This window comes from Cognataquiflexum rubidum, from assembly GCF_022538115.1.
In the GTDB taxonomy this organism is placed as follows: Bacteria; Bacteroidota; Bacteroidia; order Cytophagales; family Cyclobacteriaceae; genus Cognataquiflexum; species Cognataquiflexum rubidum.
This window is the reverse complement of sequence record NZ_JAKZAL010000015.1, coordinates 35101-52511: the sequence shown is the minus strand read 5'-3', so window position 1 is coordinate 52511 and position 17411 is coordinate 35101. Positions and strand designations below refer to the sequence as shown.

The 17411-nt window shown below is 39.1% G+C and carries 12 protein-coding genes; 8 read left to right on the top strand and 4 right to left on the bottom strand.

The window, feature by feature from the left end; genetic code table 11:
• Positions 1-315 precede the first annotated feature (315 nt).
• From MMU05_RS15860 to MMU05_RS15850, 3 genes are all read left to right on the top strand, one after another.
• Positions 316-2577 (top strand): aconitate hydratase, encoded by a 2262-nt coding sequence (locus MMU05_RS15860; RefSeq protein WP_241142661.1) that lies wholly within the window; start codon positions 316-318, stop codon positions 2575-2577.
• A gap of 81 nt (positions 2578-2658) precedes the next feature.
• Positions 2659-3900, top strand: a complete 1242-nt coding sequence (locus tag MMU05_RS15855; RefSeq protein WP_241142660.1) for a porin — start codon at positions 2659-2661, stop codon at positions 3898-3900.
• Positions 3901-4041: 141 nt separating this feature from the next.
• Positions 4042-6993, top strand: coding sequence for an ATP-binding protein (locus MMU05_RS15850; protein WP_241142659.1), 2952 nt, complete (start codon positions 4042-4044; stop codon positions 6991-6993).
• Here MMU05_RS15850 and MMU05_RS15845 read toward each other — a convergent pair.
• On the bottom strand, positions 6984-7919 hold the full coding sequence (locus MMU05_RS15845; RefSeq protein ID WP_241142658.1) for a tetratricopeptide repeat protein: 936 nt from the start codon (positions 7917-7919) through the stop codon (positions 6984-6986). The genes MMU05_RS15850 and MMU05_RS15845 overlap by 10 nt on opposite strands.
• Entirely contained in the window at positions 7906-8991 is a 1086-nt protein-coding gene (locus tag MMU05_RS15840) for an AI-2E family transporter (protein WP_241142657.1), read from the bottom strand. Before MMU05_RS15840 ends, MMU05_RS15845 begins: the two co-directional genes overlap by 14 nt.
• A 139-nt stretch (positions 8992-9130) precedes the next feature.
• On the opposite strand from MMU05_RS15840, the gene MMU05_RS15835 reads away from it, so the two are divergent.
• Together MMU05_RS15835 and MMU05_RS15830 are read left to right on the top strand one after the other, a co-directional pair.
• Positions 9131-10126 (top strand): cation diffusion facilitator family transporter, encoded by a 996-nt coding sequence (locus MMU05_RS15835; protein ID WP_241142656.1) that lies wholly within the window; start codon positions 9131-9133, stop codon positions 10124-10126.
• A gap of 371 nt (positions 10127-10497) precedes the next feature.
• The gene (locus MMU05_RS15830) at positions 10498-11934 is read left to right on the top strand and encodes an amidohydrolase (RefSeq protein WP_241142655.1); all 1437 of its coding nucleotides are present in this window, start codon (positions 10498-10500) and stop codon (positions 11932-11934) included.
• 113 nt (positions 11935-12047) lie between these two features.
• Here the strand turns inward: MMU05_RS15830 and MMU05_RS15825 are convergent, their stop codons facing one another.
• Positions 12048-14075 carry a M3 family metallopeptidase gene (locus MMU05_RS15825; RefSeq protein ID WP_241142654.1) on the bottom strand — a complete coding sequence of 676 codons (2028 nt, stop codon included), beginning with the start codon at positions 14073-14075 and terminating at the stop codon, positions 12048-12050.
• A 121-nt stretch (positions 14076-14196) separates the two neighbouring features.
• Positions 14197-14844: a sulfate ABC transporter permease gene (locus MMU05_RS15820; RefSeq protein ID WP_241142653.1), complete on the bottom strand. Its 648-nt coding sequence runs from the start codon at positions 14842-14844 to the stop codon at positions 14197-14199.
• 76 nt (positions 14845-14920) lie between these two features.
• Here MMU05_RS15820 and MMU05_RS15815 point away from each other — a divergent pair, with 76 nt between their 5' ends.
• The 3 genes from MMU05_RS15815 to MMU05_RS15805 all read left to right on the top strand — a co-directional run bounded on the left by MMU05_RS15815 (position 14921) and on the right by MMU05_RS15805 (position 17410).
• On the top strand, positions 14921-16114 hold the full coding sequence (locus MMU05_RS15815; protein ID WP_241142652.1) for a tetratricopeptide repeat protein: 1194 nt from the start codon (positions 14921-14923) through the stop codon (positions 16112-16114).
• Between the two features lie 210 nt (positions 16115-16324).
• On the top strand, positions 16325-16807 hold the full coding sequence (locus tag MMU05_RS15810; RefSeq protein ID WP_113924451.1) for an Lrp/AsnC family transcriptional regulator: 483 nt from the start codon (positions 16325-16327) through the stop codon (positions 16805-16807).
• A 63-nt stretch (positions 16808-16870) separates the two neighbouring features.
• Positions 16871-17410 (top strand): NUDIX domain-containing protein, encoded by a 540-nt coding sequence (locus MMU05_RS15805; protein WP_241142651.1) that lies wholly within the window; start codon positions 16871-16873, stop codon positions 17408-17410.
• Position 17411 lies beyond the last annotated feature (1 nt).

Here is a 17411-nt window from a genome sequence, read left to right as displayed (position 1 = left end):
TCCGAAAATTGAAAATCAAAATCCCTCAAATTAGTGTCAATTGTGAAGAGTTTTTTTTTGAATTTAAATTGGGGAAAAGAAACCAAAAAGACTGAAATCATCAAAAATCTACTTTCAAAGTTTATTTTGGATTTCGAGGTCAATACAGGAACAGAATGCGTGACTGTCCTGAATAATTGGCGAATTTGAAAATTTTAAGACATTTAGGCTAAATAAATGACCTAGCTTAAGGGAAAATACTTCCAATTTTGCCCTGTTTTTTTATCTTTGCGAACGATAAAATTAACCTTCTCAACATTTTAAATACAATTCCCAATGGCATTTGATATAGAAATGATTAAGGCGGTCTACTCCAAATTCCCGTCAAGGGTGGAAGCTGCCAGAAAAGCAGTAGGAAGACCCCTAACCTTGACCGAAAAAATATTGTATGCACACCTTACCCAAGGAGAAGCGAATTCTTCTTTCCAAAGAGGTGTGTCATATGTCGATTTCAATCCTGATAGGGTGGCCATGCAGGATGCAACTGCACAGATGGCACTTTTACAGTTTATGCAGGCAGGAAGAGATAAGGTCGCAGTTCCATCTACGGTACATTGCGATCACCTCATCCAAGCTGAAATCGGCGCATTGGCGGATCTCAAAAAAGCAAATGATAAGAATAAAGAGGTATATGACTTTCTTTCTTCTGTCTCCAATAAATATGGAATAGGTTTTTGGAAACCCGGAGCGGGTATCATTCACCAAGTCGTATTGGAAAATTATGCTTTTCCAGGAGGAATGATGATCGGGACTGATTCCCATACCCCAAATGCCGGTGGGTTGGGAATGATTGCCATTGGGGTTGGTGGTGCCGACGCCTGTGATGTGATGGCAGGCTTGCCCTGGGAACTGAAGTTTCCAAAATTAATCGGAGTTAAATTGACCGGTAGACTTTCCGGATGGACATCAGCCAAAGACGTGATACTTAAAGTGGCCGGAATCCTCACTGTAAAAGGTGGTACAGGAGCTGTGGTTGAATATTTTGGAGATGGTGCAAGATCCCTTTCTGCAACAGGAAAAGGAACTATTTGTAACATGGGAGCCGAAATCGGTGCTACAACTTCAATTTTTGGTTATGATGAAAAATCCGAAGCTTATTTGAGAGGAACTGAAAGAGGGGACATCGCAGATATGGCCAATACGATCAAGGCTCATCTTACAGGAGATGAGGAAGTGTATTCCTCTCCCGAGAAATATTTTGATCAGGTCATTGAAATCAATCTTTCTGAACTTGAGCCACATATCAATGGGCCATTTACTCCGGATTTGGCTTGGCCGATTTCAAAATTCGCAGCAGCTGTGCGAGAAAACGGATGGCCTGCCAAGTTAGAGGTCGGGTTGATCGGTTCATGTACCAATTCATCTTACGAGGATATTTCCAGAGCGGCTTCATTGGCACAGCAGGCCGTTGACAAAAAACTGACCGCCAAGTCAGAATACACCATTACTCCTGGATCAGAGCAGGTAAGATTTACTGTCGAAAGAGATGGTTTTCTTGGGATTTTTGAAAACATGGGAGGAGTTGTTTTGGCCAATGCCTGCGGTCCTTGCATTGGACAATGGGCAAGACATGGAGCTGAAAAGCAAGAAAAGAATTCTATCATCACGTCTTTCAACAGAAACTTTGCAAAAAGAGCAGATGGAAATCCAAATACACACTCTTTTGTAGCTTCTCCCGAAATCGTAACCGCTATGGCTATCGCAGGAGATTTGACCTTCAATCCTTTGACAGATTCCCTGATCAATGAACGAGGTGAATCAGTGAGATTGGAAGAGCCAAGTGGTCTTGAATTGCCTACCAAAGGTTTTGCTGTTGAAGATGCAGGTTACCAAGCACCTGCTGCAGATGGATCCAAGGTGAGTGTACTCGTTGATCCCAAATCTGATAGATTACAATTGCTCGAACCATTTAAAGCTTGGGAAGGAACGGATCTGAAGGGTTTGAAACTTCTGATCAAGGCAAAAGGCAAATGTACAACAGACCATATTTCCATGGCGGGTCCTTGGCTGAGATACAGAGGTCATTTGGATAACATTTCCAATAATATGCTCATTGGTGCTCAAAATGCTTTCAATTTGGAAACCAATAAAGTAAAAAATCAACTCACCGGTGAGTATGGTGAGGTACCTTCCGTGCAGCGTCATTACAAACAGCATGCAATCGGATCAATAGTCGTAGGTGATGAAAACTATGGAGAAGGCTCCTCGAGAGAGCATGCCGCCATGGAACCAAGGTTCTTGGGAGTCAGGGCAATATTGGTGAAGTCTTTTGCAAGAATCCATGAAACAAACCTTAAAAAACAGGGTATGTTGGCTCTCACATTTGCAAATCCATCGGATTATGACCTGATTCAGGAAGATGATTCCATTGATATTGTAGGATTGACCGAATTCAAACCTGGCAAGCCCTTGACCGTGGTTTTGAATCATGCTAATGGAACCAAAAACGAAATAGCGGTCAATCATACCTATAATGAAGGACAGATTGGTTGGTTTGTGGCAGGCTCTGCTCTAAATCTGATCAAAGAGGAAATATAATTTTCAAAGTAATTAGAAGTACAGGCTGTAGAATAAATTCTACAGCCTTTTTATTTATTCAAATTTTTAAGTCGATTGTAAATGATCAAAAATTTCCATTTGATATTGTCTTCCGAAAAAATCACGGTAATTCAGACCTTGATTTTCTTGGTATTTTTATCATCAATGGCTCAAAATGCAATTGGACAAACAGTTGAATCCGATGAACGAGCGCAGTTAGATGTAAAAGAAGGTGTCAGCTTTTCAAAGGATTCGCTTTTTCTGATGAATTTAAGATTTAGAATGCAAAACAGGGCGGGGTTCAACACCCTCGACGGGGACGATATCACAATAAATGAGTTTGAGATGAGGGTAAGACGACTCCGATTGAGATTCGATGGATACATTCTTAATCCCAAATTCCAATATTACATACAACTTGGTTTTTCAAAAGCTGACCTTGATTTAGAATCAAGCGGAATAGCTCAGCCGATTAGAGATGCGATTGTTTATTATTTTCCTACAAAAAATCTTTATTTTGGTTTTGGACAGTCCAAACTGCCCGGTAACCGTCAACGGGTCATCAGTTCAGGAAACCTTCAGTTTGCCGATAGGTCTATAGCAAATGCTGCATTTACCATTGACCGTGATTTTGGTTTTTTTGGTTATTATACCAAAAAATTAAAGGACAACTCCTTTTTTCAGTTAAAGGGGGCAATTACAACCGGAGAGGGTAGAAATGCCTCGAAAACAAACACAGGATTGGCTTATACCGGAAGGGTTGAGTATCTTCCTTTTGGATTATTTTCCAATAATGGTGATTATTCTGAAGGAGATACTGAATTTGAAGAAACCCCAAAATTAGCCATGGGTTTGACGTATTCAAAAAACCTCAAATCAACCAGAACCGGCGGGCAACTTGGATTGCCATTATTCGAAGCAAGAAACTTAAACACCTTGATAGTAGATGCAGTGTTTAAGTACCGTGGAAATTCGATAATGACAGAATATTTCCAACGAAATAGCCCGGATCCAATAACTACCAATGAAGCCGGTGATATTCGGTATGTGCAGGTTGGAAAAGGTTTAAATATCCAAGTGAGTAAGATGGTTTCCCAAAAATCGGAATTTGCGGTAAGATATGCTTTTGTGAATCCTGACCAATCAATTTCAGAGTTTCAGAATAAAATTGAAGAGGCGCTTCTCGGATATACCTACTATATCAATGGACATCGGATAAAGTTGCAGGGAAATGTGGGATATAAGTGGCTGGAGGGACTATCTAGGTTTGAAAATGCTGGCAACTCTTGGACAGGGATGTTCCAGGTTGAATTTGGTATATGATATTTGCATATTTTATTAAATATTTAATTACAATTTATTTGTGTCAAAAAACAATTTAATGTATGTTTACAGCATAAGTTCACACCAGGCTTAGCACCCATTACAAGAGATTTTAATTTAAGTCCCAGAGAATTGTTTCCCATGAAGGAAAGAGGTATTAACAATACATTCAAGAAGATTATTTATGAATCATCAGAGATGGTTTTCTTGGCCGATGATACCTATCCATATAATATTTTTTATACAAATGAATCTTTCGATAAAATAATCGGAGACAAATTAGAAGACAAAACCTTGGTAGGTTTGGGGTTGGATATCAATTCCTACATCTTCAGTGAGGAGATGATTATCAGTTACCTCGACCACGAATTTGTTTTTAACATTGAGTTGCCACAGGACAACGGCTCAAATTATTTTCTTTTTTATAAGGGAAAAGAAATGAGGGCACTTGGAATGCCTTCCAAAAAAGAGACCGGAGAGTTTTTCAAGAATACTCATGACCTAGTGGGTGTCGGTCAAGAAAATTTTCTTACCTGGATCAGTAATTCATCCAAAGAAGTGTTGGGATACGCTCCGGAAGAGATGACAAATGTCGAGCTGTGTCAGTTTTTTCATCCTGAGGATTTGTCAAAGGTTCAGCAATTATTGTTGGATTTCAAAAGCGGGATGTCCTTCGGCCATTTTGAGGCTAGAATGATTTCGAAAAATGGGGATTTCAAATGGATTGAATGGAATGTTAATTTTTTGGATGGGGTGTTTTATGCTGTTGGAAGAGATACCACAGCGCAGCGGCTTGCTAAAGATGGTCTAGCCTGGAAAATTGAACTTACCAAACTTGGTGAAATCGTTTCAAAATCCGGATTATGGGAAATCACAATGCCTGAAAATAAGGTGATTTTGAGTGAAGGTCTTTTTTCAATCCTTGAATTGGAGCAAAGTGATTTTTTGAGCATAGAACAATTGATCAATTATTTTTTACCGGATTTTCGGTCCATAATCCAGAAGTCAATGACCGAATTGATGGCTATAGGCAAAGACTTTGACCTCAGGCTTAAAATAAAAACAAGACTTCAACATGAAAAATGGGTAAGGATAATTGGGAAAAGCCAGTTTAAAGATAACGGTGTTTCAAAGGTCTTTGGAACTATCCGGGATATTTCAGAAGAAAATGACCTTCTGAGTGAGTTGGGGTTATATAAAGAAATGTTTGAACACTCCCCGGAATCAATATTGATTTCAGACATTTCGGGTACAATCATATTTGCAAACCAAGAAGCCAATCAAAAACTTGGTCTTATAATGGGTTCAGGCAAAACAAATAAAATCGGGGATTTCGACGCACGCTTTGTTGAAGTCAGTGCTTGGGAAAACCTCCTCAGCCAATTGGCAAGGGATAAAAACCTGATGTACAAAACCCAATATTCCAAGCCGGATAAATCGGGGATTCACATGGAAGTGAATTGCAGTTTGGTAGAAAGTAATCAGAATAAATACATTGTTTCTTTTGCAAGAGATATTTCAGAGCGTGTCAATCTTGAGCAAACACTTCAGGATTCCTCCGACTTCTTACTCCATCTGACCGAACAGGTTCCAGGTGCTCTTTATCAATTTGTTCTTGACAAAGAAGGCGAAATGAAGTTCTCCTACTTAAGTCCGGGAATAAAAGACTTGTTGGGAATCAAAGAGGGTGAATTGAAGGATTTCAGTGACATCAGCCTTGCCATTAATAAAGTTCATCCCGAAGATATTGCCTTAGTCCTTACTTCAACAGTGACGTCAGCTCGGACATTGAGGCCTTGGAATTGTCAATTCAGGGTCAAAGAACCTTCAAATGGACAGTTTAAGTGGGTTTATGGGGCAGCAAAACCGGAATTATTGGAAAGTGGGGATGTGGTTTGGTATGGGTACCTCACGGATATTACGGATCAAAAGAGATTTGAAGAAAACCTTAAAAATGCCCGAGAGCAGGCCGAAAGAGCAAGTCAGATAAAATCTGAATTTTTATCCATGATCAGCCATGAATTGAGGACCCCTCTCAATGCCATTTCCGGTTCCGTTTATACCTTGCTCCAGGACGAGCATACTTCCCAGCAAGCATCTGCTTTGAATACCATCAATTTTGCGGTGGATAACCTGATCATCATGATCAATGATTTATTGGATTACCAAAAAATCGAAGCCGGCAAGCTTACCTTGGAATACAACCCGATGAATTTGAAGGAAGTTGTCAATCAGGTGGTAAAAGGCTTGGAATTCCATGCCAAAGACAGTCGAAATAGACTTACCCTCAATATCCAGGAGGAATTAAATCAAGAGGTAAAAGGCGATAAAGTCAGACTTGCCCAAATTTTGAATAACCTGATTACAAATGCCCTTAAGTTTACCAACAACGGAGAGGTAGAGATTGAGGTCAGGATAAGTGAGTTCTTGGATGAAAAAATCAGGGTATATTTTTCGGTTAAGGATAGCGGCATTGGCATAGCAAAAGAACACCAATCGCGGATATTCAACCAATTTGATCAGATTCACCATTCTTTCAGCAAAAAATATGGAGGAACCGGATTGGGTCTTTCCATTACCAAGAGGTTGCTTGAACAGATGAACAGTCAGATCGGCCTTGAGTCAGAATTGGGAATGGGTTCTACCTTCTTTTTTGAAATTGTTTTCGAAAAAACCAAAAAACTCTTTGTCCCGGTGCCCCAAAAGGAAAATGCGGCCATGTTGCCTTTCGATAAAATAAAATTGTTGATGGCTGAGGACAACGATGTAAATGCACTTGTTCTTGGAAAAATCATCAAAAAGTGGGGCATTGACTATGATAGGGTAAACAACGGCAAAGAAGCTGTTGATGCTGTCAAAAATGAAAAGTATGATTGTGTTTTAATGGATATCCAAATGCCTGTCATGGACGGTTTTGAGGCTACAAAACTCATTAAATCAATCTCAAATGTCCCGGTTTTGGCATTATCTGCCGCAGCAAAGCAGGATTTGATAGAAAAAATCGACCAGAGTGGCTTTACAGGTTATGTTTCAAAACCTATTGATGCTTCTGAATTATTGAAAAAAATAAAAGAAGCTTTGAATCACTTTTGATTGCATTTTTCGATATAATCTTTGACCAATTCCAGGTCAGGATCTTTTTGAAATACCTCCTTAAAGTAAGTTAAAGCCAACTCTTTTTGACCTTTGTAGAAATAGTAAATCCCTTTGTTTCTGATGGCATAAAGGTTCTTTGGGTTTTGCTTCAGGCTGTAATTGATGTCTTCCAGACCTTTTTCATATTCACCTAGGTAAATCTGGTACAAACCCCTGTTATTGTAATAAAATGCCTCTTTTGGATTGAGTTCTATAGATTTTTCAATCCACTCCATTGCTTTGGCATAATCTTTTGATTCAAAAGCAAGCATTGCACGGAGGTTATAGATGTTTGGTTCAGAAGGGTTAAGTTTTTGGGCTATATCAATTGATATCTCAGATTGGTCAAATTCTTTCAAATAATAATGGAGTGTGGCTTTATTGATCAAAACTTCAGGATTATCGGGTTGCAGGTCCAAAGAATTGTCAAATGCTTCAAGCGCTTCAGGGTAATTTTTCATTTTTTCCAAAATTAATCCGGTCAAAAAATGACTTTTCCAGCTTTTGGGCAGGGTAGATAATAGTTTCTTGCTGTCTTCAAGAGCCTTATAATATTCTCCGTTATCCATGTATCCTACACCTCTTTGAAACAGGGCCAAAGAGTCGGCAGGATTTGCATTCAGGACTGACGAAAAATCTGAAATCGCCTCTTCCAATCTGTTGAGCTGCTGGTATACCAAACCCCTGTTATAAAGCGCATCTTTATAATGAGGATCTACCAAAAGTGCTTCTGAATAAAATTCAATCGCAGCCTCGGGATCATTTTCTTTAAGCTTTTCATTTCCTTTGAGTAAAAACCGGCCTTTTTTGGTTTCGGTATTGTCACAGGAAAATAAAACCAGAACCCCAAAAAGGAATATTACTGATAATTTAAGATTGTTCATTAAGGAAACCAACGTCATTTTTTTCTTCGCCCAATAATAATGCATAAGGCTTTGTGGCATCTGTAAGTTCAAATATTTTTCTTAAAACCGCCAAGGCAGGGATAATCAGGATCATTCCGACCACGCCCCAAATAGATGCACCTACCAACAATCCAATGATTGTGGCAAAAGCGTTCAGGTTTACGTTGCCGCCGACAATTTTTGGTGTTAGAAAATTCGCTTCTATCATTTGTATCAATTGAAAAGAAACGATAATTGCAATAGGGTAAAACAGTCCGTCTTTGGTCAAAAAGGCAAAGACAACCGGTAAGAGAAGGGCTATCAAAGGACCTAAATATGGCACTATATTTAATACTGCGGCAAAAACGCCGAAAAATATAGCGTGTTTGATCCCTAATCCCAACAATACAGCGGTATTTAAAATGGCCAATATTACCATTACCTTGAGGACTCCCACTATATAATTTTGTACAACTTTTCGGAGGATCAGGATTTCTTCGATCACTTTTTCCTTATTATGTCTTGGAAAAAGCATCGAAAGGAATACGGTCAGGTGGTTGCGGTAAAGTAGAAAGAAGAAAATGAAAACAGGCAACAAAAGGACCATGGACAAGGATCCGATGGTGCCAAAAACAAATTCAGCCAATGTTGATCCATGGGATTGGATCCAATCGATCAGATAATGTTTGTCGATTCCATTCCCTATACCGGTCTCTATCTGGAAATTGGTCATAATAAAACCATCGATCTGAATTAAGTAGATGTTGAGCTTTTCTTTTACATTTCCGAGATCCCTTCCAAATGAAGCAACCTGAAAAACAATGAAGGCAATCAACCCCAAAATGAGAAACAGGCCTGAAAAAAGTGATATCACCGTACTCCAAATGCGCGACAGCTTTTTTCTTTCCAAGAAATCTGACATCGGGGTCAATAGTATTGAAATCAAACCTGCCAAAAACAAAGGGACTAAAAGACTACGCCCAACTATCAAAATAAAAACGATCAGGATGATCAATGACAAAACAGCAAGTGCTTTCAGGTAGGGGGGTAAATTAATGTTACTTTGGCTCATAAAAAGGTTTAAAAGAAGGTTAAGCAGAATTGGGTTTGGTTGTTAGCTTCACTTATTCCATCTAAAGAGATTAATAAAAACAGTGATTATCAAAACTCATTAAATTTAATTCTATTTTTAACAGTTCAAAAATATTGAAGTGGAAAGAGAAAAGTCGATTTGGATAAGAGTCTCCTTTATTGTCAGTTTTGTTTTGTTGGTAGTCAAGTTCTATTCCTATTATATTACCAATTCTACTGCTATCCTTACCGATGCGCTTGAAAGCATAGTCAATGTTGTGGCAGCAGGTTTTGCCACTTATAGTATTTATTTGAGTTCAAAGCCAAGAGATGAAAATCATCCTTATGGTCACGGTAAAATAGAATTTTTTAGTGCCGGAGTGGAAGGTACCCTGATTATTCTTGCAGGTTTGTTTATCGTTTATCAGTCAGTTTATAGTTTTTTCTTCCCTCATACACTCGAAAATTTATTTGCAGGTATTGTATTGATTACCGTTTCCGGAACGGTTAACGGCATTTTGGGAATCATGCTACAAAGAAGGGGCAAATCACTCAACAGCATCACTTTGGAGGCAAGCGGGAAGCATTTGATTACCGATGCTTTGTCCAGTTTTCTATTGATCTTGGGTGTGGTTGTCATTTTGGTTACAGGATACCAATTCCTTGATTCCATCATTGCCGTACTATTTTCTTTCTACATTCTTTATTCGGGATATGGTTTGGTGAGAAAATCTGTAGCAGGATTGATGGATGAATTGGACCCGACTGCGATTGATTCGACCGTGAAAACCATCAACCAAAACCGGAAGCCAAGTTGGATTGATATCCATAATATGAGGGTGCAGCAATACGGCGGAGACAGGCATATAGACCTTCATTTGACATTGCCTTATTTCTTTGATTTGAAACAAGTCCATAATGAGGTGGAAGAGTTGGAACATGCCTTAGAAGATGCCTGGCCCGGTATTATGGAAGTTTTTGTACATGCAGATCCTTGTATTCCGGAAAAATGTTGCCATTATTGTCAAATGAAAGACTGTGTTGTTCGGCAATATCCCAAAGACACCAAAATAGAATGGACATCTTTGAATATGTCAAAAAATCAAAAGCATTATCATGAGTTTATTGAGCAATAATATTTCATAACTTAAAAAAAATTAAAATATTTTATCCCTTTTTTCAAGAATACAATTATCTTAGTATATTCAACAAAAAAAAAGCTATGAACGAGGACAAACAATTTCGGGTACTGTTAGCGGTTACTTCCGTAGTATGGTTAATTCTTGTTGGAGTTCTAATCATAATCTAACAAGATATTAAGGTTTTAAGCTGTACCTACATCAACAGCAATTGCTTTTCAAATGGATTAAGGAGTTTAAAAAGGGATATGTACAAACATATCCTTTTTTTATTTTCTTTTTTGTCACTTTTCTGTTTTGTTTTAATCCCGCGATACTTAATTTTAAGAACACTTACTTTCAAAAAATTTCATTTATAATTTATCGCCATGAAGAGAATATTACTTGGATTATTAGGGGTGCTGATTTGGTTGCCGACTATGGCCCAAGAGCCATCCCATGAGGCATTTATTGTCAAGCAATTGGATGCCAATACCGAAAGGTTTTCAAAAGCCGCACGGGAGATATGGGAAAATCCTGAATTGGGGTTTTTAGAAGTCACTAGCTCCAAAGTATTGATCGATGAATTGAAAGCTTCGGGATTTAATGTGGAGGTGGGTGTAGCCGGAATGCCTACTGCATTTGTGGCCACCTATGATAAAGGAGGTCCGGTCATCGGTTTTCTTGCGGAATATGATGCCTTACCGGGTTTGTCCCAAGATGCGGTTCCCTACAGGTCGGTAATCGTGGAGGGTGGTAATGGCCATGGATGTGGACACAATCTTTTTGGCACAGCTGTGGTCGCATCAGGCGTAGCTTTGAAGGAGTGGATTGACGCCAACAATATCAAGGCAACCATTAAAATCTTTGGTACACCGGCAGAAGAAAGTGGTGGAGGGAAAGTGTACATGGCCCGTGATGGAATATTCAATGGAGTGGATGCAGTCATCAACTGGCACCCTTCGGACCGAAATGCTGCCAATGCTTCCACCTGTAATGCAGTAATCGGTGGCAGATTCAGGTTTTATGGAGAGACAGCCCACGCCGCCGCTTCGCCACAAAGAGGAAGATCAGCCTTAGATGCTGTAGAGGCAATGAATATGATGGTAAACATGATGCGTGAACACGTGGATCAGGAAAGTAGAATACATTATATTATTTCGAGTGGAGGCTTAGCACCAAATGTCGTTCCTGATTTTGCGGAAGTGAGGTATATGATCCGCCATCCTGATATTACAGAATTGAAAGACATGTGGGCCCGAATCGGAAAAGCTGCCGAAGGTGCTGCCATGGGAACAGGTACAAGGGTAGAAATTGAATTGGCGTCAGGATTATATGGCTTACTGCCAAATGAAACTTTGGCAAAGCAAATGCATAAAAACCTGAGTTCCCTTGGAGGAGTGGAGTATGACGAAGAGGAAATCAAATGGGCCACAGAAATCCAAAAAACCTTTAATTCCCCCAAAGTACCTTCTTTGGATGTCGCAAAAAAAGTCCAGCCTTATGCCCTGAATTTCTTTCCTGCATCCACTGATGTCGGTGATGTAAGTTATGTAGTTCCAACCGTAGGTTTGGGAACAGCTACTTGGGTGCCTGGAACTGCCGCACATACCTGGCAGGCAGTTGCTGCCGATGGAATGAGCATCGGATTTAAAGGAATGATGCTTGCAGCAAAAACCATGGCCTTGACAGGAAAGGATTTGATCTTAAATCCTCTGATCATCCAAGAAGCAAAAAAAGAGTTTGACGAAAGATTGGGAGGTCTGAAATATGAAGCGCTAGTTGGCGACAAAGTGGTTCCTCTTGATTTTAATGTTACCAAGTGAGGTTCAAAACCTTTTGATATTCCGATTAAAAGCAACAGTTAATTTAATGCAAAGAAACAGTTAATCGAAAAGTGAAAGCCAGCCTTCAATTTAATTTGAAGGCTGGCTTTATTTTAAACCAATCCTGCTCTTTTGAGCAAAGCATCAGGTTTTGGATCTCTTCCTCTAAACCTTTTGTAAAGTACTGTAGGATGCTCTTTTCCTCCTGCTGACAAGATATTTTCTTTAAATGATGTGGCTGTTTCTCTATCGAAAATTCCTTTTTCGAGAAACATTTCAAAGGCATCAGCATCCAAAACCTCTGCCCACTTATAACTGTAATATCCTGCCGCATAGCCACCTTGGAAAATGTGGGAAAAGGACGTACTCATCAGCGTTCCATTCACATCAGGAAGCAGGGAAGTTGGTTTTAGGATTTCTTTTTCGAATGAAAAAATATCCAATATACTAGACGGATCAGTTCCATGGTAAGCCATGTCAAGGAGGCCAAAACTGATTTGCCTCACAGTCTGATAACCTTGCTGGAAATTAGCGGCATTTTTTATCTTTTGGATCAATTCAGAAGGGATAATTTCCTCTGTTTCATAATGCTTTGCAAAAAGATCCAAACATTCTTTCTCATAACTCCAATTTTCAAAAATCTGCGAGGGAAGTTCTACAAAGTCCCAATAAACACTCGTGCCTGTCAGCGATTCATAATTGCCCTTTGCCAGCATGCCGTGTAACGCATGTCCAAATTCATGGAAAAGGGTAGTTACTTCATTAAATGTCAAAAGGGAAGGCTTGGTTTTGGTAGGTTTGGTAAAATTGCAGACTATCGAAACATGTGGTCTAGATTCTTTTCCTTTCACTGTTTTTTGTCCCCTGAAACTTGTCATCCACGCACCGTTTCTTTTTCCTGCCCTTGGAAAAAAATCAGCGTAAAATACCGCCACATGATTGCCTTCGGTGTCAATGACTTCATAGGTGGTCACCTCAGGATGGTATTTTGGGATGTTTTGGTTTTCTACGAAATGGATCCCAAATAATTTTTCGGCAGTGAGAAATACCCCTTCAATTACATTTTCAAGTTTGAAGTAAGGTCGAAGTAACTCATCGCTGACCTCATATTTTTGGTTCTTGAGTTTTTCGGAATAGAATGCGAAATCCCATTTTTCAATTTTCTCCAGACCATCAAGTTCCATTGCAAACTTTTCAAGTTCTATGACTTCTGCAAGTGCTTTCGGTTTGGCCATTTCCAGGAGGTTGTGAAGAAAATCCATCACTTTTGGAGCACTTTTAGCCATTCTTTCTTCCAATACGAAATCCGAAAATCGGTTATATCCAAGCAGATTTGCCCTTTCATTTTTGAGTCGAAGCATATCTTTAATATGCTGTTGGTTGTCCAATTCGTCTCCCTTGCAGGATTTTGTACTTGAGGCAATGAACAATTCTCTTCTCAACGCCCTATTTTCGGAATACATCATAAATGGGATGTAGCTGGGATAGGCTAGTGTAAAGACCCAATTTCCCGGCTTTCCTTTTTCCTCAGCAGATTGCAATGCAGCTTCTCTGACAGCGTCCGGCAATCCTGCAAGGTCTGACTCTTCAGAAACGACCAATTCATATTTATTTGTTTCAGCCAAAACATTTTCACCAAATTTCAATCCCAATTGCGATAGCTCACGGTCAATTTCTCGTAGTCTTATCTTCTGGTTTTCGTCAAGTTTGGCTCCGTTTCGAACAAAGCTTTTGTAGGTCTTTTCCAGAAGGGTTTTCTGTTCTTCCGTCAGGTTAAGTTTCTCTTTTTGTTCGTAGACAAATTGGATATTGGCAAAAAGCGCTTCATCCAACAAAACGTCATTGCTGTGTGCAGTCAGAAGTGGAGAGATTTCCCTTGCCAAAGCCTGGATTTGATCATTGGTCTCGGCACTGTTGAGGTTGAAAAATATGGAAGAAATGACATTCAGTTTTTCCCCGGATTGGTCCAATGCAACTATTGTGTTTTCAAAAGTAGGAATCGGGCTATTTTTTATTTCCTGAATTTCCTCTTTTGCTTTTTTTATGGCTTCCTGAATGGCAGGTAAATAATGTTCAGGCTTGATTAAGTCAAATGGGGCAGTTTCAAATGGGGTATTGAATTTTTCCAATAATGGATTCATATTTTTTGATTTTTGAATTCAAGGAATTAGTAACAGCAAAGGTAATCAAGTTTATATCCCTGACGGAAGATGCAAACCTTAAAAAGTGTCAATAATCAGATGCTGGATTTTGTCGAATAAATTATTTGTACACCAAAGTGTAAAACAACAACCATAACAAAAACATCAACACGTAACTGAAAAGGACCACAAAAGTTGATTCAGTAAGTGTCCGGCGGCTGACCGTATGGAATCCAAAAATCAAAAACACCACGTAAATCAATTCAAACAGATTGATAGCCCTTAATGGGTAGTGATATTTGGCGGCAACACTTTCCGGATTGACCATGGAGAATAAAGAAAGCGGGTAATAATCCCTGATTTCTTCGTAAGTCACCGAATCAGATGGTTTGATATACACCAACATTTTGATCAATTCCGGAATGATGAAAATAAATTCTACTACCAAGACAAATTGCCACAGACGAACAAATGGCGCCTTATAGCCAAAAGCAAATGCGCCCAACCAAATCACAAAAGCGGTTGTGGTAAATTTCCACAGCAGGGCAAAAGGTGTCCAAATGTAATTCAGCGCATTGAAAATATGGAATATCATGAATGAACCTTCGGACTCCAATTTATCATATCCCGGGATGGACTGTAGGATCAGGTCGTTGGTCACATACCTTACTAAAAGAAACAAAATAACCAAAATCAAAAAAAACAGTCTTTTATCGAAATCTAAATTGGCTTCGATGCGTTGTGAGATAGGACTGGACGTCTGTGACATAATCTGAAATAATTATAGCCAAATCTAAATGATTGTTTGGAATAGCATATAATTTTGGAGAAAATTTAGAATAAGAATGCGAAAAGGAAGTTTTTCAGTGATATTGATTTTGATGTTTTTTGCAAGCGTTTCTATTGCACAAGACCGTCCTTTGGACCAAGTAGGCAAGAGTGAATCTCCCTATTTGTTATTGGACAAGGGCCTGCAGTTTAGAATCACAGAGAATGTTAATGCCCTGTATAATTTTGATTTTGAGACTGCGGAGCGCGGGTTTAGGGTGATGCAATACCAATATCCTGAGCATCCCTTACCCTATTTCTTGATTGGATTGAGTACATGGTGGAAAATTGCCCCTGATGTTGAAAACGACAAATACGATGACCTTTTTATCGATCAGATGGATGTCGTCATAGACAAAGCAGAAGAAATGCTGGATAATGACCCTAAGAACAAAGAAGCTGCTTTCTTTTTGGCAGGTGCTTATGGTTTTCAGGGAAGGTTGTACAGTGAGAGAAAAAGCTGGACAAGAGCAACTTTTGCAGGGAAAAATGCACTCAAATATTTAAATCTTAGCAGGGGAGAAGAAGAGTTAGGTCCTGAATTGCTGTTGGGAGATGCCTTGTTCAATTACTTCTCTGTATGGATTCCGGAAAATTACCCTTTGCTTAAGCCTGTGGTTGCAATGTTTCCCAAAGGAAATAAAGCCCTTGGCCTAAAACAATTGGAAGATGTCGCCCAAAACGCCTTTTATGCCAGAATTGAAGCACAATATTTTCTTTTCAGGCTTTATGCTTCTGAAGAAAAACAACCTTATAAAGCATTGGCTATCACAGATTATCTGCACAGTAAATTTCCAAATAATCCATATTTCCACCGCTCCTACGCCCGACATTTATATACTGTGGGGAGAATTACCGAGGCAAAAGAAATGTCTGAACAGATTCTCCAAAGAATCGATGATAAATGGACAGGTTATGAATCCAATAGCGGAAGGTACGCGGCTTTTTATATTGCCCAGTATTATGACCGGATAGGAGATCAAAAGGAGGCCAAAAAGTATTACCTAAAGACACTTTCCTATGGGGAAGAATCCGAAAGTCAGGAAAGCGGGTACTACCTGTACACTTTGATTGCCTTGGGAAAGATGGCAAATCAAGAAAAAAATAAGCCCTTGGCAAAGAGTTATTTCAATCAAGTGAAGAAATATGCTAAGCGAAATCACCCCGCACACAAGGAAGCAAGAGATTATATCAAAAAGAATAAACTTTAATATCCTTTTCCCGTATGAGTTATATCAAATTCAGGAGATAATTTGATTAACTTCGATAAGTTGAAAACAATTCAATGCAAATATTCTGAAAAGTTGCTTATTGGTAAACAATATTTTGCAAACAGGGTTTTATTTTGTAATCAATTGTTTTAAAACAATATCAAATTATATTAACTTTGTACGACATAAAATTTTGAAAATTCAAGAATCATGGATAATAGCATTAAAGTGAAATTCGACAAAATAGACCGTAAGATACTGGAGATACTTCAGGCCAACGCCAAAATAACCAATGCCCAACTTTCAAAAGACATCGGACTTTCTCCTGCCCCGACTTTGGAAAGAGTGAAGAAATTGGAACAATCGGGAATCATCAAAAGCTACCATGCCAAATTGGATCCTGAAAAAATCGGATTGGGTGTCAGCACATTTGTGTTGGTCAGTCTGATAGGTCACAATAAAGGAAATATTGATGCTTTTATGAAAGAGATCAATGAAATCCAAGAAGTGATCGAATGTCACCACATCACTGGTACAGGTGACTTTATCCTTAAAATCATTGCAAAAGACATCACTGCCTACCAAAAACTGATGCTGGAAAAAGTCAGCGAAATTAAAGAAGTGGATTCGATGCAATCCATGGTGATTCTTTCTACTTTTAAGGACAGTAAAGTATTGCCGATCCCTGCTTAAAATTTATAAGATATAAATCACAAGGGTGGCCGAAAGTCACCCTTTTTTTATTTTTACCAATACATGGAAAATCCTTGGAAAACCAAATCCAAAACTACAATTTATCAAAATCCCTGGATCAAACTAGAGGAACATGAAGTGGTAATCCCTTCAGGAAAAGACGGGATTTATGGAAAAGTCATTTTCAAAAACAAAGCCTTGGCCATTGTCCCTGTTGATGAAGATCTGAATACATGGCTTGTCGGGCAATTTCGGTACACTTTAAATGAATATTCTTGGGAAATCCCAATGGGTGGCGGACCTTTAGAGTTGGATCTTCTGGATTCTGCTAAAAGAGAACTGAAGGAAGAAACCGGCCTTTCAGCCAAAAAGTGGACAAAAATTATGAGGCTGCATACTTCCAATTCTGTGACGGATGAGGAAGGATTTATATTCCTTGCAGAGGAACTTACCGAGGGTGAAACTGAATTTGAGGAAACTGAACAGCTTCAAGTCATCAAACTCCCACTTAAAGAGGCCATCCAAAAGGTAATGAATGGAGAAATTACGGATGCCATTTCCATTGCTGGCTTATTGAAAGTGGCTAGAATGCTCAATATCTGAC

Bases quoted from the DNA above. Each gene is read 5' to 3' on its own strand.
- MMU05_RS15860 (WP_241142661.1), top strand. From the start codon at position 316: ATGGCATTTGATATAGAAATGATTAAGGCGGTCTACTCCAAATTCCCG.
- MMU05_RS15855 (WP_241142660.1), top strand. From the start codon at position 2,659: ATGATCAAAAATTTCCATTTGATATTGTCTTCCGAAAAAATCACGGTA.
- MMU05_RS15850 (WP_241142659.1), top strand. From the start codon at position 4,042: ATGAAGGAAAGAGGTATTAACAATACATTCAAGAAGATTATTTATGAA.
- MMU05_RS15845 (WP_241142658.1), bottom strand. From the start codon at position 7,919: ATGAACAATCTTAAATTATCAGTAATATTCCTTTTTGGGGTTCTGGTT.
- MMU05_RS15840 (WP_241142657.1), bottom strand. From the start codon at position 8,991: ATGAGCCAAAGTAACATTAATTTACCCCCCTACCTGAAAGCACTTGCT.
- MMU05_RS15830 (WP_241142655.1), top strand. From the start codon at position 10,498: ATGAAGAGAATATTACTTGGATTATTAGGGGTGCTGATTTGGTTGCCG.
- MMU05_RS15825 (WP_241142654.1), bottom strand. From the start codon at position 14,075: ATGAATCCATTATTGGAAAAATTCAATACCCCATTTGAAACTGCCCCA.
- MMU05_RS15820 (WP_241142653.1), bottom strand. From the start codon at position 14,844: ATGTCACAGACGTCCAGTCCTATCTCACAACGCATCGAAGCCAATTTA.
- MMU05_RS15815 (WP_241142652.1), top strand. From the start codon at position 14,921: ATGCGAAAAGGAAGTTTTTCAGTGATATTGATTTTGATGTTTTTTGCA.
- MMU05_RS15810 (WP_113924451.1), top strand. From the start codon at position 16,325: ATGGATAATAGCATTAAAGTGAAATTCGACAAAATAGACCGTAAGATA.
- MMU05_RS15805 (WP_241142651.1), top strand. From the start codon at position 16,871: ATGGAAAATCCTTGGAAAACCAAATCCAAAACTACAATTTATCAAAAT.